Annotated in this window: 19 protein-coding genes; 8 read left to right on the forward strand and 11 right to left on the reverse strand. The window is 67.8% G+C overall.

Going from position 1 to position 23,477, the window contains the following annotated elements; genetic code table 11:
• Positions 1–62 precede the first annotated feature (62 nt).
• Positions 63–890: an META and DUF4377 domain-containing protein gene (locus AC5P6X_RS13565; RefSeq protein ID WP_005411853.1), complete on the forward strand. Its 828-nt coding sequence runs from the start codon at positions 63–65 to the stop codon at positions 888–890.
• Positions 891–1,032: 142 nt separating this feature from the next.
• Positions 1,033–1,500: an META domain-containing protein gene (locus AC5P6X_RS13570; RefSeq protein ID WP_049449734.1), complete on the forward strand. Its 468-nt coding sequence runs from the start codon at positions 1,033–1,035 to the stop codon at positions 1,498–1,500.
• 36 nt (positions 1,501–1,536) lie between these two features.
• Here the strand turns inward: AC5P6X_RS13570 and AC5P6X_RS13575 are convergent, their stop codons facing one another.
• The 9 genes from AC5P6X_RS13575 to AC5P6X_RS13615 all read right to left on the reverse strand — a co-directional run bounded on the left by AC5P6X_RS13575 (position 1,537) and on the right by AC5P6X_RS13615 (position 10,506).
• A complete protein-coding gene (locus AC5P6X_RS13575; protein ID WP_005407546.1) occupies positions 1,537–2,148 on the reverse strand; it encodes a YbhB/YbcL family Raf kinase inhibitor-like protein in 612 nt (203 codons plus the stop codon).
• Positions 2,149–2,158: 10 nt separating this feature from the next.
• Positions 2,159–4,228, reverse strand: coding sequence for a tetratricopeptide repeat protein (locus AC5P6X_RS13580; protein WP_099604818.1), 2,070 nt, complete (start codon positions 4,226–4,228; stop codon positions 2,159–2,161).
• A gap of 56 nt (positions 4,229–4,284) precedes the next feature.
• Entirely contained in the window at positions 4,285–5,274 is a 990-nt protein-coding gene (locus AC5P6X_RS13585) for a YheT family hydrolase (protein WP_024956257.1), read from the reverse strand.
• 52 nt (positions 5,275–5,326) lie between these two features.
• Positions 5,327–6,118: a lysophospholipid acyltransferase family protein gene (locus tag AC5P6X_RS13590; protein WP_099604817.1), complete on the reverse strand. Its 792-nt coding sequence runs from the start codon at positions 6,116–6,118 to the stop codon at positions 5,327–5,329.
• 120 nt (positions 6,119–6,238) lie between these two features.
• Positions 6,239–6,673 (reverse strand): hotdog fold thioesterase, encoded by a 435-nt coding sequence (locus tag AC5P6X_RS13595; RefSeq protein ID WP_005407542.1) that lies wholly within the window; start codon positions 6,671–6,673, stop codon positions 6,239–6,241.
• Positions 6,674–6,683: 10 nt separating this feature from the next.
• Positions 6,684–8,732 (reverse strand): phospholipase D family protein, encoded by a 2,049-nt coding sequence (locus AC5P6X_RS13600; RefSeq protein WP_099604816.1) that lies wholly within the window; start codon positions 8,730–8,732, stop codon positions 6,684–6,686.
• Positions 8,729–9,346 (reverse strand): YceI family protein, encoded by a 618-nt coding sequence (locus AC5P6X_RS13605; protein ID WP_005407540.1) that lies wholly within the window; start codon positions 9,344–9,346, stop codon positions 8,729–8,731. Before AC5P6X_RS13605 ends, AC5P6X_RS13600 begins: the two co-directional genes overlap by 4 nt.
• A 4-nt stretch (positions 9,347–9,350) precedes the next feature.
• On the reverse strand, positions 9,351–9,827 hold the full coding sequence (locus AC5P6X_RS13610; RefSeq protein WP_005407539.1) for a SixA phosphatase family protein: 477 nt from the start codon (positions 9,825–9,827) through the stop codon (positions 9,351–9,353).
• Between the two features lie 49 nt (positions 9,828–9,876).
• A complete protein-coding gene (locus tag AC5P6X_RS13615) occupies positions 9,877–10,506 on the reverse strand; it encodes a nucleotide-binding protein (protein WP_005407538.1) in 630 nt (209 codons plus the stop codon).
• Between the two features lie 123 nt (positions 10,507–10,629).
• Here AC5P6X_RS13615 and AC5P6X_RS13620 point away from each other — a divergent pair, with 123 nt between their 5' ends.
• Positions 10,630–12,114, forward strand: coding sequence for an AAA family ATPase (locus AC5P6X_RS13620; RefSeq protein ID WP_005411847.1), 1,485 nt, complete (start codon positions 10,630–10,632; stop codon positions 12,112–12,114).
• A 120-nt stretch (positions 12,115–12,234) separates the two neighbouring features.
• On the opposite strand, the gene AC5P6X_RS13625 is transcribed toward AC5P6X_RS13620, so the two are convergent.
• Entirely contained in the window at positions 12,235–12,870 is a 636-nt protein-coding gene (locus AC5P6X_RS13625) for a tetratricopeptide repeat protein (protein WP_076738897.1), read from the reverse strand.
• A 171-nt stretch (positions 12,871–13,041) separates the two neighbouring features.
• Here AC5P6X_RS13625 and AC5P6X_RS13630 point away from each other — a divergent pair, with 171 nt between their 5' ends.
• On the forward strand, positions 13,042–16,728 hold the full coding sequence (locus AC5P6X_RS13630) for an indolepyruvate ferredoxin oxidoreductase family protein (protein WP_088435748.1): 3,687 nt from the start codon (positions 13,042–13,044) through the stop codon (positions 16,726–16,728).
• A gap of 73 nt (positions 16,729–16,801) precedes the next feature.
• Here the strand turns inward: AC5P6X_RS13630 and AC5P6X_RS13635 are convergent, their stop codons facing one another.
• Positions 16,802–17,416, reverse strand: a complete 615-nt coding sequence (locus AC5P6X_RS13635) for a DUF938 domain-containing protein (RefSeq protein WP_187757399.1) — start codon at positions 17,414–17,416, stop codon at positions 16,802–16,804.
• A 698-nt stretch (positions 17,417–18,114) separates the two neighbouring features.
• Between AC5P6X_RS13635 and AC5P6X_RS13640 the strand changes: the two genes are divergently transcribed.
• From AC5P6X_RS13640 to AC5P6X_RS13655, 4 genes are read left to right on the forward strand one after another with little or no spacing between them, the layout of a single operon-like run.
• Positions 18,115–19,746, forward strand: a complete 1,632-nt coding sequence (locus AC5P6X_RS13640) for a TldD/PmbA family protein (RefSeq protein WP_049449760.1) — start codon at positions 18,115–18,117, stop codon at positions 19,744–19,746.
• Positions 19,747–19,776: 30 nt separating this feature from the next.
• Positions 19,777–21,411: a TldD/PmbA family protein gene (locus AC5P6X_RS13645; protein ID WP_049449759.1), complete on the forward strand. Its 1,635-nt coding sequence runs from the start codon at positions 19,777–19,779 to the stop codon at positions 21,409–21,411.
• Between the two features lie 21 nt (positions 21,412–21,432).
• Positions 21,433–22,767 carry a TldD/PmbA family protein gene (locus tag AC5P6X_RS13650; RefSeq protein ID WP_049460822.1) on the forward strand — a complete coding sequence of 445 codons (1,335 nt, stop codon included), beginning with the start codon at positions 21,433–21,435 and terminating at the stop codon, positions 22,765–22,767.
• A complete protein-coding gene (locus tag AC5P6X_RS13655; protein WP_033834596.1) occupies positions 22,767–23,474 on the forward strand; it encodes a DUF4159 domain-containing protein in 708 nt (235 codons plus the stop codon). Before AC5P6X_RS13650 ends, AC5P6X_RS13655 begins: the two co-directional genes overlap by 1 nt.
• Positions 23,475–23,477: the final 3 nt, after the last annotated feature.

Here is a 23,477-nt window from a genome sequence, read left to right on the forward strand (position 1 = left end):
GCATGGCAACCCCGTTGCCGGCCCTACCCCGTTTCCCCCACGGTTCCCCAAGGAGAATCACCATGAACCGCAAGCTCACCCTGCTCCTCCCGCTGGCCCTGATGGCCGCCTGCAGCCAGACCCCGGCACCGGCCGGCACCGGCGGCGACGACGTGGCCCCGGCCGCGGCCAAGGCAGCAGACCAGCAGACGCTGGCGCACCTGGATGCGCAGCGCCTGCAGAGCCAGCACTGGCTGCTGCAGCAGGCCACCGGCGCCGACGGCAAGCGCATCGACGCGCTGTTCGCCCGCGAGGACAAGCCGGTCACCCTGGACTTCGCTGATGGCCGCCTGTCGGTCAGCAACGCCTGCAACCACATGGGTGGCGGCTACACCTTGGCCGACGGCAAGCTGACGGTCAGTGCGATGGCCTCGACCATGATGGCCTGCAACGACAAGGCGCTGATGGCGCTGGACGAGGCTGTGTCGAGCCGCCTGCAGGGCGAGCTGAAGGCCGAGCAGGATGCCGATGGCAAGCTGACCCTGACCACCGCCAAGGGCGACGTGCTGGTGTTCAACCCGGAACCGACCGCTGAAACCCGCTACGGCGGCGCAGGCGAAACCGTGTTCCTGGAAGTGGCTGCGAAGACCGAGAAGTGCTCGCACCCGCTGATCCCGGACTACCAGTGCCTGCAGGTGCGCGAAGTGAAGTTCGACGACAAGGGCCTGAAGCAGGGCGAGCCGGGCAAGTTCGAGAACTTCTACGGCAACATCGAGGGTTACACCCACGAAGACGGCGTGCGCAACGTGGTGCGCGTCAAGCGCTACGAGGTGAAGAACCCGCCGGCCGATGCGCCGTCGCAGGCGTACGTGCTGGACATGGTGGTCGAGTCGGCCATCGAGAAGAAATAAAGCGATGGAAGGGCGGCCGAGAGGCCGCCCTTCTTCATGGTCGGTAGTGCCGGCCGCTGGCCGGCTGCCGTGCGCGGCACTGCCAACACACGGATGCTGCCGGCCAGCGGCCGGCACTACCCGGATGCATCGGGAGATCGGCATGAAGCACGTCCCCGTCCTCATCATTGCTGCGCTGCTGGCCATGTCCGCGAATGTGGCCGCTGCCAGCACGCCCAGCACCGATCAGCTTGAAGCACACCTGTGGCAACTGGTGCGTGCCACCAACGTGCAAGGAAAGCGCATCGACGCGTTGTTCGTCCGCGGTCGCGCGCCCTACACACTGCGCTTCCAGTCCGGTTTCATGAGCGAGTTGAACCTGTGCAACCACGTCAGCAACGAGTACCGGCTGCAGGGCAACCTGCTGATCCTGCGCAACGGCGTGCAGACCACAGCGCTATGCGTCGATCAGAGACTGCCCACGCAGCAGAAGCTCGCCGGAAAGCTGATGCACGGCGAAGGCTCGGCACCGACGCTTGCGCTTGACGACCGCGGCGCGCTGGTGCTGCGCAACGCGAGGGGCGACACCGCAGTGTTCGAACCGGCGGCGCTGCAAGCGGATGGAAGGTAGCGCCGGCCGCTGGCCGGCATCTTCCCTGTGTGCTGCTCAGCCCAGCGCCGGGTTCAACGTGTAGGTGCCGTGCAGTGCGGCTTCGGCCAGCACGTGGCCGTGCATGGCGCGGTACGCGTCGGCGGCGGTGAAGCGCTGCGGCAGGTCCAGCGACGCCACGTCCAGCGCGAATACCCGGAAGAAATAGCGGTGCATGCGCTCGTCGTTGAACGGCGGATACGGGCCGTCATAGCCCAGGTAATCACCGGCCATGTCCGGGTTGCCCGCGAACCAGCCGGTGAAGTCGTTCAGGCCCTGGCGGCTGCCGGCCGGGCCGGCGGGTGCGGGCTTGCCCTTCACCACGAAGCCGTCGCTGCAGCTGCCAGCGGCGATCTCCTGCACCGTGGCCGGGATATCGGCCATCACCCAGTGCACGAAATCGCAGCGCGGCTGGTCGCGCGGCACGCTCATGTCGCTGCGACCAACCGTCTCCGGCACGGTCGGTACGTCCGGGTCCACGCATACCAGCAGGAACGAACGGGTGCCGGCCGGCGCCCCGCTCCAGGCCAGGTGCGGGTTGCGGTCCGGGGCGAAACCGTTGGCGTCGCCCGCGGCGAACTCACGATCGATCGGTGCGCCGTTGGTCAGGCTGTGGCTGGTCAACTGCATCGGACTCTCCTCACTCTTCCGGGTAACCCAGGCGCACCGCAACCGGGGTGAGCTGGGCGAAGGCGGCGCTCATCACGTCGCGGTAGTTGCGCCAGTGGCCGGCCGGCAGGCGCGGGGCTCCCAGCTGTGCCGCCGGCGGCATCGGCCGCTCGAACAGGCGGCCCAGCAGTTCGGCCATCGCCTGCGGATCGTTGCCGATCTGGTCGATGCGCAGCAGCACGTGCGGGTACAGGTCGTCTTCATGCAGCGTGGCGATCTGGGTCAGCGCGCGGGTCAGCCATTCACTGGCTTCGGCCAGCGACGTCATCGCCAGCGGCGCGGCGGCACCGTAGGCCACCCAGTCCAGCAGCATGTCGCGCGGGTCGCGCAGCACCAGCACCAGGCGGCCCTGCGGCAGCTGCGGGCGCAGCGCCCACAGCAGGGCGTTGTCCCACCACAGCAGCCAGTCGATCACGGTGTCGCTCTGCAGGCCACGTGCCGGCAGCTGTTCACGCCAGCGCTGCACCAGCCGCTCCGGCGTCAGCACGCCTGAGGCCAGGTCCTGCAGCGTGTTGTAGTTCTGGAACGCATCATCGGGCGGCGTGTTGGTGTAGCGGTCGCTGCGCAGCACCGGGCTGGCAGCAGCCAGGCCGGTCGCCACCCGCTCAACGCCCGAACCCGGCGGGCCCCAGAGGAAGATCGGCGCGGAGCTGGCATCGCCGTCGATGCTGCCCTTGTCCGGCCAGCTCGGCGGGGACTTGGCCTGTGGCGGCAGTGGCAAGCGCTGCGGCGCCTGGTCAGCCTGCAGCGACAGCCAGGTGCGCAGGGCGTCCTGCGGCTGCCCGGCGCGGTCCTGGATCTCGCCCATCCACGTCCGCAGGTCGGCGCGATGCTCTTCCGGCGCCAGCTCGATCAGCGCCTGCACGCGGGCCACGGCGGCGGCGGGATCGCGCTGCAGCAGGCCTTCGACCAGCCGGGTCTCGCCGCTGACGCGGCCCGGTTCCAGGCTGACGATGCGTTCGGCGATCGCTTCGGCCTGAGCATGTTCGCCGGCCATGTCATGCAGGCGCAGGCGCGCCTCCAGGGCCGGCAGATGCGCGGGCATCGCCGCCATCCAGCGCTCGACCGCGGTCACGGCGCTTTCGCTGCCCACCTGCTCGATGGCCAGGCGTGCCAGCCACACATCGTGCAGCTGGTCATTGGTATCCAGTACCGCATCCAGGCGTGCACGCGCTTCATCCTCGCGCCCCAGGCGCTGCCATGACATCAGCAGCAGCTGCAGCACCTGGCGGTCTTCCGGCTGCGTCTCCAGCAGCGGCAGCAGGTAGTCCAGGGCCTGCAGCGGCTGGCCATTGCGCAGCGACAGTTCACCCGCCAGGCGTCGCATCGACGGTACGTCCATCTCCGGCTGCTGCAGGGCCACCTGCATCGCTTCGGCGGCGGCCGGTACGTTGCCCTGGCGCAGTGCCAGCTGCACCACCAGCCCATGCAGCGAGGACAGCGACGGATTGAGTTCCAGCACGCGGCGGAACGACTGCTCTGCAAACGCCAGCATGTCCTTGCCCAGGTAGGCAAAGCCCAGCGCGTACAGCACGCGGGTATCGTCCGGCAGTGCCTTGCTGGCAGCCGACAGCAGCGCCAGTGCACGGTCGGCGTCACCGCGGCGCAGTGCAACCATGCCGTCGATGGTCAGCAGTTCCGGATGGTCCGGCTCCACGCGCGCGGCCAGGGTGGAGATGCGCTGCGCTTCGTCGAAGTCATTGCGGCCGATCGCCAGGTGCGCCTGCATCAGATAGGCGGAGAACGAGTTCGGATCGAGGCCGGTGGTGCGCACCAGTGCTTCGTCGGCACCCTCGAACTGGCGCAGTGCCAGCAGCAGGCCGGCATGCTGCAGGTGCAGCTGGGCGTCGTCCGGGGCCAGCCGCAGCGCCTGCTGCAGGGCCTCCATCGCCTCCTCGGCGTTGCCCTGCTGCTGCAGCGCAAGCGCCAGCCAGCGGTGGGCGTTGGCCTGGCCGGGTTCGTCACGGGTCCACGCCTGGGCCAGCTGCACGGCCTGGTCGGCCTGGTTCTGGCGCAACGCTTGGATGATCTGGTCTTGCATGGCAGTCCGGTTCAAGTGCAAAGCCGCATTGTAGCGGGCTGCGCGCTGTCGCCGGTTCAGGCCTGCAGGACCCGCTGCAGGCGCTGGGCGACCCAGCGCTCGGAGAAGCCGTCGCCGCGCCAGTTTTCGATGAACCCGCAGTGGCCGCCCCAGCAGGCGGTTTCCAGGCGCGCCTGGCCCGGCAGCTGCCAGTTGCTGAAGGTCGCGTACGGAATCACCGGGTCATCCTGCGCCATCAGGATGTCGGCCGGTACCTGCAGGGACGACAGGCGGTCGCCGGCGATCGAGTAGCCGTCGAAATAGGCCTGCAGCGAACCGAAGCTGGTGTGGCGCTCGACCAGCCAGGCGGTCAGCGCGCGGATGTCCAGCTTCAGCACGCGGTCGTCGCAGTCGCTCAGCTCGGGGAACAGATCGCGCTTGCGGCGCAGCGAGCCGGCCCATTTGCGGCGGAAGTACCAGTCGTACATCGCCGGGCCGTTCTCGATGCTCTCCATCGTCAGCGCCGGGTCCAGCACCGGGCACACCGAGGCGACGCGCAGCAGCGGCACGCCGGCCGCCGGCGCGCGCAGGGCCAGGCGCAGCACGAAGTTGCCACCCAGCGAATAACCGGCGGCCACCAGCGGCAGCTGCGGCCAGCGCTGGGCGATATCGCCCGCGGCGTGCACCACTTCATCGATGAGATTGGAGTGGAAGATGCCGGGGTTCAGGTGATGGGTGTTGCCGTGGTCGCGGAAGTTCAGCCGCACCACGTCGAAGCCCTGCTCGATCATGCGCGCGGCGGCCATGCGCATGTAGCTGGATTCGGCACTGCCTTCCCAGCCATGCAGCAGCAGCGCGATGCCCTTGGGCTCGCGGCCTTCGACATGGCTGTGCCAGCCCTGCAGGCGCACGCCATCACCACCATCGAGGATCAGCTCTTCGCTGACCGCACCGGTGGCCGCCAGCAGCAGCAGGCCGCGCTGCAGGCGCATGCGGCTGGAGCTGAGCATCGACTGCAGGTGCGGATTGCGCAGCCAGCGCGGCGGCTGATAGTCAGCCGCATGCAGCGTCGGCGTACCGGCGTCCAGGACAGGTGGCGGGATCAGGGCCACCGCAGCCTCACCCGGCGCTCATGGCCGCCACGATGCGCGCGCGCGAGGTTTCCGCGATGCGCCGACGGCCTTCCAGGTCCTGTGCACCGATCGGCGCCAGGAAGTGCACTTCCGCACGTCGCGCCGGCTCGCCGAGCAGGCGCAGGAAATTGGCAAAGAAGCTCTCGTTCGGACCGAACGCGACGATGGTCTGCGCGTCGCCCTTCGCCCCGTACACCAGGGCCACCGGCTGCACCGGCACGCCGGTCTCGACCGCGGCCTGGAAGATGCGGGCGTGGAACGGGCCCACTTCGTGACCGCCGCGGGTCCGCCCTTCCGGGAACACGCCCACGGCCTTGCCCTTGCGCAGGCGGTCGGCCATCACCTGCATCACGCCACCGAGCGATTCGGTGTTGCCACGCTGGTGGAAGATGGTCTGGCCACGCGCGGCCAGCCAACCCACCAGCGGCCAGCTGGCGATCTCGCGCTTGGCGACGAAGCCCATCATGCGCTGGCTGTGCAGGATGCAGATATCGACCCAGCTGACATGGTTGGCCACGAACAGCACGGCTCCGGGCAGCGGCGCGCCGACCTGCACCAGGCGGAAGCCGAAGATCCACATCAGCCCGCCCTGCCACCAGTTGACCACCTTGGCGCCGAAGGTCGCCTCGCCCACGCGCAGTTCGCCCCACGGCGGAAGCATGCCGATCAGGATCAGCGGCAGGAACACGATGATGTGGACCAACAGCAGCGGTACGCGGTACAGGTAACGGCACACACGCGCCACGCCGCCACGGGGGGCCGGAGTGGGGGAAGTCATCCGCGCACGATACCGGAGGGCCGTCATCGCTGCCAGCCGATTTAGGCCATAACCGCCATCGACCGGGGCAATCGGCGGGGAACGCTGGGTTCCGCTGCCGTCAACGAGCCCCAGGGGGGCTCAGCCGTGACCGGCAGCCACCACCGCCAGGGTCAGCCGCGAGATGCATACCAGGCGGCCCTGCTCGTCCTCGATGCGGATCTCCCACAGCTGGGTGCTGCGGCCGACGTGCAGCGCGCGGGCGGTGCCGGTGACCGTGCCCGAGCGCACGGCACGCACGTGGTTGGCATTGATCTCCAGGCCCACGCAGACCTGCTTGCCGGTATCCACGCACAGGTTGCCGGCACTGCTGCCCAGGGTCTCGGCCAGCACCACCGAGGCACCGCCGTGCAGGATGCCGTAGGGCTGGCGGGTGCGCTCATCCACCGGCATGGTGGCCTGCAGCCAGTCCTCGCCGGCGGCACTGAAGACGATGCCCAGGGATTCAATCGCCGTGTTGCGGCTGAGCGCGTTGAGCTGCTCGATGGAAACGGCTTCGCGGAACACCTGGGCCATGCGGGTACCTTCAGAGGATGGGAACGAGACCGGCGCCGAATGCGGTCAGCATGCGCACCAGCAGCCACTTCGGGCCGACGTTGACTTCGGGGAAGTCGCCGACGGCGACGTAGCAGCGATGGAAATCAGGATCCTGCCGCGGCAGCGGCTGCGGGCACTCCGGGCCGGGCTTGAACTCGTAGTCGGTGGCGTAGCGCCAGGGCCAGAAATCAAGGATGGGCAGCGCTTCGGAGGCCTTGCCGACGCTGTAGTTCAGCCCCGACAGCACCGGTGGCTTGGCCCGTGGCGCCACCGTCCAGGAGTTCTGTGGGTGGGTGTCACGCAGGATGCTCTGCGCCAGTTCCTCGGCAAAAACCGGGTCGTCGATGATCACCGCGCCTTCGGTGTTGTAGTTCTCGCTGCGCGGATCGAAGTTGTGGGTGCCGACCACGCCGATGCGGCGGTCGACCACCAGCGACTTGGCGTGCAGGCCCATGCGCGCGCCCTTGCGGGTGACCGGCAACGGCTTGTTGACCGCCTTGCTGCCCAGGAACGACGGCCGCGTCTCGGTGCGCAGCAGGCGCGTTTCCACCTCGCTGCCGGCGGCGCGACGGCGTGCGCGTGCGTTGTCGTAGGCACCATCGCTGTGGCGATTCAACGGGCCCTGCCTGCTGCCGGCATCCGAACCACTGCTGCTGCCACCGCGTGCGTTGCTGCCGGCAGCACTGCCACCGATCAGCGGATTGCGACCGCCCTCGTCTTCCCCCCCGGGCGCAGCGATCGGGTCGGGCAGCAGGTTGCGGTAGTCAACCGGCGCGTCCAGCGGGAACGGCTTGTATTCGAAGATGTTGAAGCCCAGTTCGCGCATGTTGCGCCGCTTGTACTTGTACGACAACGCATACACGATCGGGTTGTCGGTCGCCGCCAGGCTGTTGCTGGACACCACCACGCGCGGTGGCTGCGGGCGCTTGCGCAGTTCACGGAACAGCTTCTGCGCCGGCTTGGACAGTACCAGGTACGGCGTCTGCAGGATCACTTCCTTCTGCGCACTGGCGATCAGCGCATCCAGCTGGGGCTCGGTCACATGCTGGCCGGCCAGCGGTGCATCGGCCTTCTCGCGGCGATGCTTGCGTGGCAGATCGGCCACGTAGCGCACCGAAGCCACCGGTAGCGCGGTATCGACGAAGGAACGGGTGACGAACTCGATGTCGTTGGCTTCGGCACTGACCCGCTGTACCCGTTCCGGGCGGCGGAAGCTGGCCGGCGGCAGCGTTGGCACGCCCTCGCGCAGCAACGTGCGGCCCACGTCGTTGAGGCGCTCGGCCGGCACGCTGCGGTGTGCGCGCCAGAACGCGTCGAAGTTGGCCGCCATCGCACGTGCTTCCGGGCCGGCGATCAGTACATCGCGGTCGCGGAAGTTGTACTCGCGGTCCCAGTCGTAATAGTCGTCCTGGTAGTTGCGGCCACCGACCACGCCGATCGCATCGTCGATCACCAGCAGCTTGTTGTGCATGCGCTGGTTGAACCGGCGGAAGCAGCACAGCACGCTGCCGGCATAGTCGAAGTAGTTCAGCCGGGCCTTGCCGAAGGTCGGGTTGTAGACCCGCAGCTGGAAGTTCTGGTGGGCGCCGGACAGGGCGCCGAGGATCTGCAGGTCGGAGATCGCCGAGAGCTGGTCGATCAGCAGCCGCACCTTCACCCCGCGCCGCGATGCGGCCAGCAGTTCGTCGATGACCAGACGGGCGCTGTCGTCCTTGTCGAAGATGTAGGTCTGCAGGTCGATGCTGCGGGTGGCGCTGCGCAGCAGGTTCAGGCGTGCGACCAGGGCGCCCTCGCCCTCATCGAGCAGGGTGGCGTAGTGGCGCGGTCGTTCCGGGGTGGATTCGGTGAACGCCCGGCCGGCCAGCGCCCGCAGCGGCGAATCCTGTGCACAGCGGTCTGCACGCTGGCAGTCGACCACGGTCGAACGTGCCTGCACGGCAATTGCCTCGGCGCGGTCGCGCTCGGCATTCGACAGCGATGCACAACCGCTGCCCAGCAACACGGTTGCCAGCGCCAGTACACGCAGCAGGAGGTTCACGGTTTCGGCGCCTCGCTCAGGCGCGCACGCAATACGAAAGTCACTCGGTCACTCAAGGCAAGCTGCCAGCTGTCCATGCCATACCGGCCTCGCTGCACGGTACCGCGGCTGACGACGTCGCAATCATAGCCGGGTCGGGCGCACTCCGCCTTCTCGACCTTCAGTGTCTCGGGGTGGCTGATCCCGCGCAGGGTCAGCCGGCCGTTGATGTCGCCACCGCTCTCCACGGTTTCCGGCCAGTACGGCAGCGAGTCGAACTCGACCACCGGATGGCGGCCGGCATCGAAGAACTCCTCGCCGCGCATCCACCCGGTATAGCGCGCCTTGCCGGGGATCTCGACCGAGCGCGTGAACATCTTCAGGTGCACCTGGTGGCGGCCGTCGGAGAGGATCTCGATGCGCCCTTCGAAGTGCGGGAACAGGCCTTCGATACGCTGCCCGAAACGGGTGCGCACCTCGAAGCCGATCTGCGAACGCTGGGTATCCAGGCGCATTACCCGGTGCGCTTCGGCGACCACCGGTGGCAGGGTGGTCGGCGTGGGCACGGCCGCCCAGGCCGGGCCGAGTGCCAGCAGCGCGGGCAGCAGATAGCGGCTGCGCCGCGCCAGGCTCATCGGATCACGGCCACCAGAATGCGTTCAGGCTGGCCACGCCTGGCTCGATCGAGGCCTCGCGCGGGAAGCCGAGCACGGCGATGCCGGCCGGCGGCATGCCGCGGTAGTCGCTGCTGGTGCCCTCGGTCATCAACGCCACCAGCCGCTCCAGGCCCGGGTTGTGGCCGACGATCAGCACCCGGTCGAGATCACGGCGGTCGTCCACCAATGCCGCCAGGGTGCCGGGGGTGGCTTCGTAGATGCGGTCTTCCAGGCGCTTTTCCACGTAGCCGATGGTGCCGAGCACGGCTTCCAGGGTTTCGCGGGTACGCCGCGCCGGTGAGCACAGCACGCAGTCCGGCAGCAGGTTGTTCTCCTTCAGCCACTTGCCGGCGGCTTCGGCTTCGGCGAGCCCCACCGGCGACAACGGCCGGTCGAGGTCGGCCTGGCCGGGGGTAGCCGGTTCGGCATGGGCATGGCGCAGCAGGATCAGTTCACGCATCGCGGGTTTCCATGAAGAAGAGGATGCAGCAGGAAGAGTGACGCAGGCATCAAAGCTTGAGCCAGGACAGCAGCGGCTCCCAGTCGGCCTGATGCTCCCGCACCTGGGCCGAGCGGTAGTCGAACAGGCTGCGGCCGAGGCCGGTCATGACCACGTAGCTCTGGCTGTCACGCAGCTGCGCGACCACCGGGTACGGCCATTCGGCCAGCATCTGCAACGCCTGCTGCGAGGTCTGGGTCCAGGGCTTGGTGCGGTTGAGGACCAGCCCCACCGGCAGCTTGCGGCTGTGCACCCGCGGGTTCTGGGCCAGGCTGTTGAGGAAGCCGACGATGGCTTCGATGTCGAGCGCCGAGGGCAGCACCGGCACCACCACCGCGTCGGCAGCGTCAAGGAAATGGGGGATATCGTCGGCCAACGCGCCCGCCGGTGCGTCGATGATGACGGTTTCGGTGCCATCGGGCAGCTTCTGCGCCCACTGCTTCTTCCGATACACATCAATGGGGAGCACCGCGCTTTCCAGCCCGGCCCGCCGTTGCGCCCAGCGGGTGCTGGAGCCCTGAGGGTCGGCGTCGGCGATCACCGTGGCCCTGCCCTGCAATGCCGCGTACGCGGCCAGGTGGGTGGCGACGGTGGTCTTGCCCACCCCGCCCTTGGAACCGGCCACCAGGATCGTCTTCATGCCAGCCTCGCTTCCGGGTACGTGCCCCGAGCGTACACCGGCGGTGGTGACGGGAGGTAGCACCGCGCTGAACCTGCGGCCATCGCCTTTGCTATCGTGGCGCCCCCGAAGGATCGAACCGGCATGAGCGAGCTGCAGGACCTGAGCGCACTGATCCGCGCCAACACCCCCCTGATCGTGATCGAGACCCAGGACGAGGGTCGCATCGTCGACCTGTTCCGGCAGACGCTGATGCACGTCTGGCGGGCGCTGCACCGGTGGTCGATCACCGAGGGCCTGCGCCGCATCGACCTGGACAGCGAAGATCCGCCGGCCGGGCCACCCGACGCCAGCGCGGCCCTGCAGATGATCCGCCAGGCCGGGCAGCGCGGGGTCTACCTGCTGCTCGATTTCCACCCCTACCTGGGCTATGCCAGCCACCAGCGCGCCCTGCGCGACCTGATCCAGCGCCGCCACAGCGAACCGCACGTGCTGGTGCTGATCGGCGCCAAGGTCGAACTGCCGGCCGAGCTGGAAGCGCTGGCGGTACGCTTCAACCCGCGCCTGCCCGATGCCAACGCCCTGCTGAAGATGCTGCGCGAGGAGGCCGATGCCTACGCCCGCGAACACGGCGGCCGCCGCGTCGAAGTCGACAGCGAGGCGGTGAAGAAGATCCTGAAGAACCTGCAGGGCCTGAGCCTGGTCGATGCCCGGCGCATCGCCCGGCAGCTGATCTACGCCGACGGCGCGCTGCGCGACGACGACCTGCCGCAGCTGGCACGGCTGAAGTTCGAGCTGCTCAACCGCAGCGGCCACCTGTTCTTCGAGCATGACAGCGCGCGGTTCGGCGACGTGGCCGGCGCCAACCGGCTCAAGCGCTGGATCAACCAGCGGCGTGTGGCGTTCATCGCTGGCTCCGCACCGGCCGGGCTGGACCCACCGCGCGGCATGCTGCTGCTGGGCGTGCAGGGTTGCGGCAAGTCGATGCTGGCCAAGGCCACCGCCGCCGGTTTCGGCGTACCGCTGCTGCGCCTGGACGTGGGCGCGCTGTACAACAAGTACCACGGCGAGACCGAGGCCAACCTGCGCCAGGCCTTGGCCTCGGCCGAGCAGCTGGCGCCCTGCGTGCTGTGGATGGATGAAATCGAGAAGGGCCTGGCCAGCGGTGGCGAGGACGGTGGCGTGTCACGCCGCGTGCTGGGCCATCTGCTGACCTGGATGGCCGAGCGCAAGGCACCGGTGTTCATCGTGGCCACTGCCAACCAGGTGCACGAGCTGCCTGCCGAGCTGCTGCGCAAGGGCCGCTTCGACGAGATCTTCTTCGTTGACCTGCCTTCGCCGGAGGTGCGCGTGGAACTGCTGCGGCTGCACCTGGGTCGGCGCCAGCTCAATGCCGACGACTTCGCGCTGCCGGCGCTGGCGGCCGCGGCGAATGGTTTCTCAGGTGCGGAGATCGAGCAGGCGATCGTGGCCGGGCTGTATGCGGCGCACGCCGAAGGGCGGCCACTGGATACCGAGCTGCTGATGAACGAGATCCGTGCGACGCGGCCGCTGTCGGTGCTGATGGCCGAGCAGGTCGAGGCACTGCGGGCATGGGCGTCGGGGCGGACGGTTTCCGCGGACGATTGAGGTTTCCCGCGAACGGCGCAGCCCCTCGTGGCGGCTGGTTGGCTTTGAACATCAAAAGCCGCGCTTGGCCGGGCGGGGTGGATTCGCGGGGGACGCCGTGAACCCGGCCGAACCCCTCCCTCAGGGCCACGCAGGCGGGGCCGCCGCCCAGGCCTGCTGCACTTCGGCCAACGACGCGCGCTCATCCTCGCGCCACTGCGGCAGCAGCTGCGCGTAATTGGCACTGGTGCTCCATTGCGACGGCTCGGTACGCACTGCTGCGGCATACCACTGCACGGCCTCCTGCTTCTGCCCCATCCGCCATAGGGCCAGCGCGTACGTGGGTGGCACCCAGCTGGGCTTGCTGCGCGCATTGCCGGCCGACGACAACCATTGCTCCAGCGCCGCCTCCGGCTTGCCCTGGCGCAGCAGGTCCCAGCCATAGTTCCAACGCACGCTGCGGCCCGCGCTGCTCTGTGCCGGCGCCTCCTTCAGGGCCTCGCCATACAGCTGGTCGGCCAGCTCGGCACGGCCCTGGGTGCTGGCCACCGAAGCCAGCTGCACGGTGGCTTCCACCGCGCGCCGGCCGCGCTCGCGCAGCCTCACCAGCTGGGTGACCAGCTCATCGCCTTCGCCCTGCATCACCACCATCGGTGCCGCCGCAAGGTCGCTGTCGAAGTAGAACTCCTGTGGTGCCGGCATGGCCGGCGCGGCCCACGCCGTGGCCGCTCCCGAGGCCAGCAGCACGCTGGCCAGGATCTTTCCTGGAACTGACATCCCTTCTCCCCAGGCTGCACAACCGCAGCCTCCCTCTCTCGCCCCGATCCTAACCCCAGCAGCGGCGCGGGCGCGAGTGCCGGGCCCACCACGGCCCCGCTGCTACAATTCGCGCCTTTCCCGCCGCGTGCCTGCACGCGGCCGGTGCCAGCCGATCCTACCGGGCCAGCCATGACCAGTACCGCGCAACTCACTTCGCCCTCCTCCGCCGACCTGCTCGACCGTGATTACACGCTCGACCACAAGTACACCCGCAACGAGGGGCGGATCTACCTGAGTGGCGTGCAGGCGCTGGTGCGGCTGCCGCTGATGCAGCGCCTGCGCGACGCCGCCGAAGGCATCGACAGCGCCGGCTTCGTCAGCGGCTACCGTGGCAGCCCGCTGGGTGGCTTCGACCTGGAACTGTGGCGCGCGCGCAAGCATCTGGAAGCGGCCAAGGTGAAGTTCACCCCCGGCCTGAACGAGGACCTGGGCGCCACCATGGTATGGGGCACCCAACAGACCAACCTGTTCCCCGGCGCCAACGTGCAGGGCGTGTTCGGCATGTGGTACGGCAAGGGACCGGGCGTGGACCGCTGCGGCGACGTGTTCAAGCATGCCAATGCGGCCGGCACCTCGCGCCATGGTGGCGTGCTGGCACTGGCCGCCGATGACCATGCCTGCCGCAGTTCGACCCTGCCGCATGGCAGCGAGGACGAGTTCGTCAGCGCGATGATGCCAGTGCTGAACCCGGCCGGCGTGCAGGACATCCTCGACATGGGCCTGCTGGGCTGGGCGATGAGCCGCTATACCGGCCGCTGGGTCGGCTTCAAGACGATCGCCGAGACGGTGGAATCGTCGGCGTCGGTGCAGGTCGATCCGATGGCGCGCCGCATCGTGCTGCCGGAAGACTTCGAGATGCCGTCGGGCGGCCTCAACATCCGCTGGCCGGACCCGCCGCTGGACCAGGAAATGCGCCTGCACCGCTATGCGGTGAAGGCCGCGCAGGCCTTTGCCCGCGCCAACGGCATCGACAAGGTGGTGATGGATGCGCCGCGCGCGCGGCTGGGCATCGTCACCACCGGCAAGAGCTACCTGGACGTGCTGCAGGCGCTGGAATACCTGGGCCTGGATGAAGCGGCGTGCGCCGACATCGGCATCCGCGTGTACAAGGTCGGCATGACCTGGCCGCTGGAGCCGCAGGGCATCGCGCGCTTCGCGCAGGGGCTGGAAGACATCATCGTGGTGGAGGAGAAGCGTGCCTTCATCGAGCGCCAGATGAAGGAACAGTTCTTCAACTGGCCGGCCAGCTGGGGCCAGCGCCCGTCCATCGTCGGCAAGTACGACGAGAGTGGCGAATGGATCCTGCCGTCCACCGGCGAACTGACCCCGGCGACCATCGCCGGCGTGATCGGCCGCCGCATCCAGAAGTTCTTCAACAACGAATCCATTGAACAACGCCTGCAGTGGATGCAGCAGAAGGAAGCCGAGCTTGCGTTGCCGCGCGCCAGCTTCCCGCGCGTGCCGCACTACTGCTCGGGCTGCCCGCACAACACCTCCACCCAGGTGCCGGAAGGCTCGCGGGCACTGGCCGGCATCGGTTGCCATTACATGGTGACCTGGATGGACCGCAGCACCGACACCTTCACCCACATGGGCGGCGAAGGCGTGACCTGGGCCGGGCAGGCGCCGTTCACCGATACCCCGCACGTGTTCCAGAACCTGGGCGACGGCACCTATTTCCACAGCGGCTCGCTGGCGATCCGCCAGGCGGTCGCGGCCGGCGTCAACATCACCTACAAGATCCTCTACAACGACGCGGTGGCGATGACCGGCGGCCAGCCGGTGGACGGCCCGCTGAGCGTGCCCGACATCGCACGGCAGATGCGCGCCGAAGGCATCCACACCATCGTGGTGCTGTCGGACAACATCGGCAAGTGGACCGGCCAGCGCGAGCACTTCCCCAGCGACGTGGAGTTCCACGACCGCAGCGAACTGGAGGAGGTGCAGAAGCGCCTGCGCGAAGTGAAGGGTGTTTCGATCCTGATCTACGAACAGACCTGCGCCACCGAGAAGCGTCGCCGCCGCAAGCGCGGCAAGCTGGAAGATCCGCAGAAGCGGGTGCTGATCAATTCGCTGGTCTGCGAAGGTTGCGGCGACTGCGGCAAGAAGAGTTTCTGCGTGTCGGTGCTGCCGAAGGAAACCGAGTTCGGGCGCAAGCGCGAGATCGACCAGTCCAACTGCAACAAGGACTATTCCTGCGTGAATGGTTTCTGCCCGAGCTTCGTCACCGTGCACGGTGGCCAGCCACGCAAGGGCAGCAAGCGCGACGCCTCCACCCTGCTGGACAACCTGCCGGCACCGACCATCCGCGGCACCCTGGAACAGCCCTGGAACATCCTGATCACCGGCGTCGGCGGTACCGGCGTGGTGACCATCGGTGCACTGCTGGGCATGGCCGGCCACCTGGAAGGCAAGGGCGCGACCGTGCTCGACCAGACCGGCCTGGCGCAGAAGGGTGGCGCGGTGACCACGCACATCCGCATCGCACGCCGCCCGGATGACATCCACGCCGTGCGCATCGCCGCCGGTGAAGCCGACCTGGTGCTGGGCTGCGACATGGTGGTGGTCAACGACTACTGGGCGCTTTCGAAGGTGCGCGCCGGCCGTTCGCAGGTGGTGCTGAACACCTACGAAGCGATGCCGGGCACGTTCACCACCCGTCCGGACATGCAGTTCCCCGCCGCCGACATCATCGCCGGTGTGCGCGTAGCCCTGGGCGGCCAGGAGCCGCTGCTGCTCGATGCCACCCAGCTGGCCACCGCGCTGCTGGGCGATGCCATCGCCGCCAACCTGTTCATCCTCGGCTACGCCTGGCAGCAGGGCCTGGTGCCGCTGTCGTTCGAGTCGCTGATGCGCGCCATCGAACTCAATGGCGCCGCCGTGGCGATGAACCAGCAGGCCTTTGCCTGGGGCCGCCTGGCCGTGGTCGACCCGCAGGCCGTGCAGCAGGCCGCCGGCCTGGTGCGCAACCGCCACACCGATACCGAGTCCACCCCCGGCCCGCTGCACCCGCTGCCGCCGGGCGAGTGGGAAGGCAATGAATGGGGTGCGACCGCGGCACCGCGCAACACCGGCGACGAACGCGAGCTGCGTGGCCTGCCCTCGCACGGTGGCGACGTGGCATTCCTGCCGCTGGACGACGCACGCCTGTCGCGTTCGCTGGACGAAATGATCGAGCGTCGCGCCGCCTTCCTGGTCGATTACCAGGACGCTGCCTATGCCAAGCGCTACCGTGATCTGGTGGCACGCGTGCGCGCCACCGAGGCCAAGCGCATCGGCGGTTCCACTGCGCTGACCGAGACCGTCGCCCGCTACCTGTTCAAGCTGATGGCCTACAAGGACGAGTACGAAGTGGCCCGCCTGTACACCAGCGGTGACTTCCAGCGCCGCCTGCAGCAGCAGTTCGAGGGCGATTACCAGTTGCGCTTCCACCTGGCGCCGCCGCTGTTCGCGAAGAAGGACGAGCAGGGCCGGTTGCTGAAGAAGGAATACGGCCCGTGGATGTTCAAGGCCTTCGGCCTGCTGGCCAAGCTGAAGTTCCTGCGTGGCGGCCGCCTGGATGTATTCGGCCGTACTGAAGAGCGGCGCATGGAGCGCCAGCTGATCGCCGATTACGAAGCCACCGTGCAGCTGCTGCTGGATGGCCTGGAGGACGGCCGCCTGGCCCTGGCGGTGGAGATCGCCAGCGTGCCCGAGCACATCCGCGGCTTCGGCCACGTCAAGGAAGCGCACTACGAACAGGCCAAGGCGCGCGAGGCTGCCCTGCTGGCGCAGTGGCGCAACCCGAAGGCGCTGCACATCGTGCAGGTGGCCTGATGGTCGTGCCGGCTGCTGGCCGGCATCCCTCCTGGCAATCGGTTGCCGGCCAGCGGCCGGTACTACCGGCGGTTCAGCCCAGCCGCCACAGCAGCAGGCGGTTGTTGGCCGGCATCGCCACATCCCCCAGTCGGGTGAATCCGTGGTCGGCGGCCAGCGCCTGCACCGCTTCGCTATCGCGGATGCCGCTGCGCGGATCACGTGCCTTCAGCCAGGCATCGAACTGCGCGTTGCTGTCGCTGGTGTAGCGGCCGCCGTAGTTGAACGGGCCATACACCGCCAGCAGCGCACCATGACGCAGCACCGGTGGCAGCGCCGCGAACAGTGCCTGCACGTGTTCCCAGCTCATGATGTGCAGCGTGTTGGCGCTGAATGCGGCATCAAACGTGGTGCCCTCGGGCAGCGACAGGCCGGGCGCTGGCGGTAGTTCCACCTGCAGCGCCAGCGGCGGCAACAGGTTCAGCAGCGCGGCCTCTGCACGCCAGGCCTCGATGCCGGGCAGATGGTCCGGATGATCACTGGGCTGCCAGCGCAGCCACGGCCAGCGCTCGGCGAAGAAGGCCGCATGCTGGCCGGTGCCACTGCCGATCTCCAGCACCCGACGGCGGTCGCCCATCCACGGGTCGAGTGCGGTGGCGATGGGTTCGCGGTTGCGCTCGCAGGCTTCTGAATACGGCTTGCTCGACATCAGGACGGGGTCCGGGCGGGGTCGGCCCCATTGTGCACGAGGGGGTGTTGCTCGGCAGGGCTGCGCCCTGCACCCGCAGGAGCCGGAGCCGGAGCCAGAGCCAGAGCAACGTCAAAAGCGGGCTTTCCGTGGGATGCCGGGGTGGGTCCGATTGAGGGGGACGCTGCAAGTACGTCCATGTAAGCTCGGTCGCCGCATCCATGCGGCTCACGCCCCCTCAACCGGACCCACCCCGCCTTCGACAGATTTCCGCGATCTGCCGGAACCGCATTGGGGTCAGATCCGTTTTCCGCAGGAAAACGGATCTGACCCCGAATTTCATTCGATATCTGACAGATGTGCCGACCAACGGTCGGCACCCACCAACAGCCACCGGCCAGCTGTCAGAGGCGGGGCGGTGTGGGTGGGCAGGACCGTTGGCGCCATGGATGGCGCCATCGAGCCCCCAGGGACGGGTTTACGGCGTGTCCTGCCCACCCACACCGCCCCGCCATCCCACGGAATGCCGCTCTGGCTCTGGCTCTGGCTCTGGCTTTGGCCGTTGCATTGAGCAGGTGCAGGGCTGCAAGCCCTGCCGAAACCCTCCCAACCATGACTGCAGTCACTTGTCCCCACGCCCCGCGCTGGCGAAAGTCGAGGAGTTGACGTGATCGGTCCGGCCCATTGCCAACCGCACGCAAGCGAGAGAGAGAAACGCTGTGCAACGACGTGAGTTCCTGGCTTTTTCCGGTCTGGGCCTGGCGGGCCTGCTGCTGCCGCATTCCCGTGCCATCGCCGCCGAGCAGCTGCTCGCCCCGGTCGATACCGCCCAGCGCAGGCGCCTCGCGGACGTGGCGCTGGCCGCCGCACGCACCGCCAAGGCCAGCTACTGCGATGTCCGCATCGGCCGCTATCTCAACCAGTCGGTCATCACCCGCGAACACCAGGTCGGCAATGTGACCAACCGCGAGTCGTCCGGCGTGGGCGTGCGCGTGATCGTCAACGGCGCCTGGGGCTTCGCCGCCACCCATCAGCAGACCGAGGCCGCCGTGCGCGCCGCAGTCGAGCAGGCGGCCGCGATCGCACGCGCCAACGCCAGCATCCAGACCCGGCCGGTGCAGCTGGCGCCGACGCCGTCGGTCGGCGAGGTGCGCTGGCAGACCCCGATCCGCAGGAACGCAATGGCGGTGCCGATCCAGGACAAGGTCGAACTGCTTCTGGCGCTCAACGCCGCCGCGCTGAATGCGGGTGCCGACTACATCAATTCCACCCTGTTCCTGGTCAACGAACAGAAGTACTTCGCCTCCAGCGACGGCTCGTTCATCGACCAGGACATCCACCGCATCTGGCTACCGTTCACCGCCACCGCCATCGACAAGGCCAGCGGCAGGTTCCGTACCCGCGCCGGCCTGTCCTCGCCGATGGGCATGGGCTACGAGTTCCTCGATGGCGATGCGAGTGGCAAGGTGCAGCTGCCCGGCGGCATCACCGCCTACCGCGATTCCTACGACCCGGTCGAGGACGCCATCGCGGCCGCCCGCCACGCGCGCGAGAAGCTGAAGGCGCCGTCGGTAAAGCCCGGCAAGTACGACCTGGTGCTGGACCCGTCCAACCTGTTCCTGACCATCCACGAGAACGTCGGCCACCCGCTGGAGCTGGACCGCGTGCTCGGCTACGAAGCCAACTACGCCGGCACCAGCTTCGCCACACTGGACAAGCGCGATGCCGGCTTCCGCTGGGGCAGCGACATCGTCACCTTCTTCGCCGACAAGACCCAGCCGGGCAGCCTCGGTGCGGTCGGCTACGACGACGAAGGCGTAAAGACCCAGCGCTGGGACCTGGTGCGCGACGGCATCCTGGTCGATTACCAGGCCACCCGCGATGAAGCCCATATCCTCGGCCGCGATGCATCGCATGGCTGCAGCTACGCCGATTCCTGGTCCAGCGTGCAGTTCCAGCGCATGGCCAATGTCTCGCTGGCGCCGGGCAAGCAGCCGCTCAGCGTCGAGGACATGATCAAGGACGTGGAGAACGGCATCTGGATCCACGGCCGCGGTTCGTATTCGATCGACCAGCAGCGCTACAACGCGCAGTTCGGCGGCCAGCTGTACTACCAGATCAAGGACGGAAAGATCGCCGGCATGGTCGAGGATGCGGCCTACCAGATCCGAACGCCGGAATTCTGGAATGCCTGCACCGCCATCTGCGATGAACGCGACTTCCGCCTGGGCGGTTCCTTCTTCGACGGCAAGGGCCAGCCCGGCCAGGTCTCGGCGGTCTCGCACGGTTCGTCCACCACCCGCTTCAACGGCATCAACATCATCAACACCGCGCGCAGTCTCGGCGCTTGAGCCACCCATCCTTCGACATGGAGAGCAGCCTTGCAAAGACGTGACTTCCTGGCCCTGACCGGGCTTACCGCGGGCGGGCTGATCGTGCCCTCCTTCTTCGGCAAGGTGATCGCCGCCGAACAGCTGCAGAGCTCGCTGGACCTGGGGCTGAAGAAGCGCCTGGCCGATGCGGCGCTGGCCGCCGCCCGCCAGGCCGGCGCCACCTACTGCGACGTGCGCATCGGCCGTTACCTGCGCCAGTTCGTGATCACCCGCGAGGACAAGGTGCAGAACGTGGTGAACACCGAGTCCACCGGCGTGGGCATCCGCGTGATCGTCAACGGTGCCTGGGGCTTTGCCGCCACCAATGCGCTGGGTACGGGCGATGTGGCCAAGGCCGCGCAGCAGGCGGCGGCGATCGCCAAGGCCAATTCCGGCGTGCAGACCGCGCCGGTGCAGCTGGCCAAGGCGCCGGGCGTCGGTGAGGTGAGTTGGCGCACGCCGATCCGCAAGAATGCGATGGAGGTGCCGATCAAGGACAAGGTCGGCCTGCTGCTGGACGTCAACGCCGCCGCAATGGGCGCCGGTGCCAGCTTCGTCAACTCGATGCTGTTCCTGGTCAACGAGCAGAAGTACTTTGCCTCCACCGACGGCTCCTACATCGACCAGGACGTGCACCGTATCTGGGCGCCGATGACGGTCACCGCCATCGACAAGTCCAGCGGCAAGTTCCGCACCCGTTCGGGCCTGTCCTCGCCGATGGGCCTGGGCTACGAGTACCTGGATGGCGCCGCCGCAGGCAAGGTGGTCGGCCCCAATGGCGTGGTCAACTACAGTTCTTCCTACGACATGAAGGAAGACGCCGTCGCCGCTGCCAGGCAGGCGCAGGAAAAGCTGAAGGCACCGTCGGTGAAGCCGGGCAAGTACGACCTGGTGCTCGACCCGTCGCATACTTGGCTGACCATCCACGAATCGATCGGTCACCCGCTGGAGCTGGACCGCGTGCTTGGCTACGAGGCCAACTACGCCGGCACCAGCTTCGCCACCCTGGACAAGCGCGAACAGCATTTCCAGTACGGCAGCGAACTGGTCAACATCTTCGCCGACAAGACCCAGCCGGGCAGCCTCGGCGCGGTGGCGTACGACGATGAAGGCGTGAAGTGCAAGCGCTGGGACCTGATCAGCAACGGCAAGCTGGTGGACTACCAGACCATCCGCGACCAGGCCCACATCCTCGGCAAGACCGAGTCCGACGGCTGCTGCTATGCCGACTCGTGGTCCAGCGTGCAGTTCCAGCGCATGGCCAACGTGTCGATGGCACCGGGCAAGAAGCCATTGAGCGTGCCGGACCTGATCAAGGACGTGGAGAACGGCATCTACATCATCGGTGATGGTTCGTTCTCGATCGACCAGCAGCGCTACAACGCGCAGTTCGGCGGCCAGCTGTTCTACGAGATCAAGAACGGCCAGATCACCCGCATGCTGGAAGACGTGGCCTACCAGATCCGCACGCCGGAGTTCTGGAACGCCTGCACCGCCGTGGCCGACGAGCGCGACTACCGCCTGGGCGGTTCGTTCTTCGACGGCAAGGGCCAGCCGGGCCAGGTCTCGGCGGTCTCGCACGGTTCGTCCACCGCGCGCTTCAACGGCATCAACGTCATCAACACCGCACGCAGCCTCGGCTGATCGGTCAGGAGCCCTTACACCATGAGTATCTTCACCGAAGCCCAGGCCAAGGCCATCCTCGACAAGGTCATCGCCCTGTCCAAGGCCGACGAATGCACCGCCGTGCTGGCCGGCGCGATCGACGGCAACATCCGTTTCGCACTGAACAATGTCTCCACCAGCGGCATCGTCGACAACACCGAACTGGCGGTCACCGTTGCCTTCGGCAAGCGCGTCGGCACGGCCTCGATCAACGAGTTCGACGATGCCGCGCTGGAACGCGTGGTGCGCCGTGCCGAAGACCTGGCCCGCCTGGCCCCGGAAAACCCGGAGTTCATGCCGGCCATCGGCAAGCAGAGCTACCGCGCCAGCCCCACCTTCAGCGAATCCACTGCCGCGATCGATCCGGCTTTCCGTGCCAAGGTTGCCGCAGATTCAATCGCGCCGTGCCGTGGCCATGGCCTGATCGCCGCCGGCTTCCTCGAAGACGGCCAGGGCTTCCAGGCCACCGCCAACAGCAACGGCAACTTCGCCTACCAGCGCACCACCAACTTCAATTACACCTGCACCGTGCGCACCGAGGATGGCCGTGGTTCGGGCTGGGTCGGCCGCAACCTGAAGGATGCGGCTGACTTCAAGGCGGACCAGGACATCCGCATCGCCATGCGCAAGGCCACCGAGTCGGCCGAAGCCAAAGCGCTGGAACCGGGCAAGTACACGGTGATCCTGGAGCCAGCTGCGGCGGCCGGCCTGATCAGCTTCATGATGAATTTCTTCAGCGCACGCTCGGCCGATGAGGGCCGCAGCTTCCTGTCCAAGAAGGGCGGCGGCAACAAGCTGGGCGAGCAGGTCTACGACCCGCGCGTGACCATGATCGCCGACCCGTGGCACCCGGACGCACCGGTGCTGCCCTGGGACAACGAGGGCCTGCCCCGCGAGCGCATGGCCATCATCGAGAACGGCAGGATCGCCAACCTGGACTACTCGCGCTTCTGGGCGCAGAAGCAGGGCAAGACCGCCAAGGCGTCGCCGGGCAACCTGCTGATGAGCGGTGGCGACAAGAGCACCGCCGAACTGGTTCGCGGCACCCAGAAGGGCATCCTGGTCACCCGCACCTGGTACATCCGCATGGTCGATCCGCAGACCGTGCTGCTGACCGGCCTGACCCGCGACGGCACCTTCTACATCGAGAACGGCCAGATCAAGCATCCGGTGAAGAACTTCCGCTTCAACGAATCGCCGGTGATCATGCTCAACAACATCGAAGAGCTGGGCAAGCCGGTGCGCGTGGCCGGTGATGAATCCAGCTACGTGATGATGATCCCGCCGATGAAGCTGCGCGATTTCACCTTCACTTCGCTGTCCGACGCGGTCTGATGGATCGCCGGGCCTGCCTGCGCTGGTTGGCCGCTGCCGCTTCGGCGGCGGCGCTGCCAACCTGGGCACAGGCAGGCCCGCGCAGTTCGCGCTACGACTTCTGGTTCACCCGCCTGCAGTACGACTCCGGTGACTGGGATGTGGACGCGCGCATGCCGTCCAACCTGATCACCTCGCTGATCGACTACACCTCGCTGCGCGTGGACCCGCAGGAACACGTGGTGGCGCTGGCCGACCCACGCATGCTGGAAGCGCCGTTCTGCTACCTGGCCGGGCACACGCTGGTGGAGTTCAACGCCGCCGAGCGGCAGAACTTCGTGCGCTACGTGCGCAATGGCGGCTTCGTCTTCGTCGACGACTGCAACCACGATATCGACGGCCTGTTCGCTACCTCGTTCGAGGCGCAGATGGGTCGCCTGTTCGGGCCCAGGGCATTGCAGAAGCTGCCCAACAGCCACCCGCTGTACCGCAGTTTCTTCCGCTTCCCGGATGGCCCGCCTGCCACCAGCTTCGAACTCAACGGCTGGGGCGACGACCTGGTGCACGACTACCTGAAGGGCATCGAGGTCGACGGCCGCCTGGGCCTGCTGTACAGCAACAAGGACTACGGCTGCGAGTGGGACTACGACTGGCGCAACAAGCGCTTCCTGGCCGAAGACAACACCCGCTTCGGCGTCAACATCGTGATGTACGCGTTGAACAACTGATAG

Source organism: Stenotrophomonas sp. YJH_SMC_40, assembly GCF_059368615.1.

Excerpts from the sequence above, each read along its gene's own strand:
- AC5P6X_RS13620 (WP_005411847.1), top strand. The coding sequence starts at position 10,630 with ATGAGCGAGCTGCAGGACCTGAGCGCACTGATCCGCGCCAACACCCCC.
- AC5P6X_RS13575 (WP_005407546.1), bottom strand. The coding sequence starts at position 2,148 with ATGCAGTTGACCAGCCACAGCCTGACCAACGGCGCACCGATCGATCGT.
- AC5P6X_RS13630 (WP_088435748.1), top strand. The coding sequence starts at position 13,042 with ATGACCAGTACCGCGCAACTCACTTCGCCCTCCTCCGCCGACCTGCTC.
- AC5P6X_RS13655 (WP_033834596.1), top strand. The coding sequence starts at position 22,767 with ATGGATCGCCGGGCCTGCCTGCGCTGGTTGGCCGCTGCCGCTTCGGCG.
- AC5P6X_RS13625 (WP_076738897.1), bottom strand. The coding sequence starts at position 12,870 with ATGTCAGTTCCAGGAAAGATCCTGGCCAGCGTGCTGCTGGCCTCGGGA.
- AC5P6X_RS13590 (WP_099604817.1), bottom strand. The coding sequence starts at position 6,118 with ATGACTTCCCCCACTCCGGCCCCCCGTGGCGGCGTGGCGCGTGTGTGC.
- AC5P6X_RS13605 (WP_005407540.1), bottom strand. The coding sequence starts at position 9,346 with ATGAGCCTGGCGCGGCGCAGCCGCTATCTGCTGCCCGCGCTGCTGGCA.
- AC5P6X_RS13565 (WP_005411853.1), top strand. The coding sequence starts at position 63 with ATGAACCGCAAGCTCACCCTGCTCCTCCCGCTGGCCCTGATGGCCGCC.
- AC5P6X_RS13635 (WP_187757399.1), bottom strand. The coding sequence starts at position 17,416 with ATGTCGAGCAAGCCGTATTCAGAAGCCTGCGAGCGCAACCGCGAACCC.
- AC5P6X_RS13650 (WP_049460822.1), top strand. The coding sequence starts at position 21,433 with ATGAGTATCTTCACCGAAGCCCAGGCCAAGGCCATCCTCGACAAGGTC.
- AC5P6X_RS13615 (WP_005407538.1), bottom strand. The coding sequence starts at position 10,506 with ATGAAGACGATCCTGGTGGCCGGTTCCAAGGGCGGGGTGGGCAAGACC.
- AC5P6X_RS13580 (WP_099604818.1), bottom strand. The coding sequence starts at position 4,228 with ATGCAAGACCAGATCATCCAAGCGTTGCGCCAGAACCAGGCCGACCAG.
- AC5P6X_RS13595 (WP_005407542.1), bottom strand. The coding sequence starts at position 6,673 with ATGGCCCAGGTGTTCCGCGAAGCCGTTTCCATCGAGCAGCTCAACGCG.
- AC5P6X_RS13570 (WP_049449734.1), top strand. The coding sequence starts at position 1,033 with ATGAAGCACGTCCCCGTCCTCATCATTGCTGCGCTGCTGGCCATGTCC.
- AC5P6X_RS13610 (WP_005407539.1), bottom strand. The coding sequence starts at position 9,827 with ATGCGTGAACTGATCCTGCTGCGCCATGCCCATGCCGAACCGGCTACC.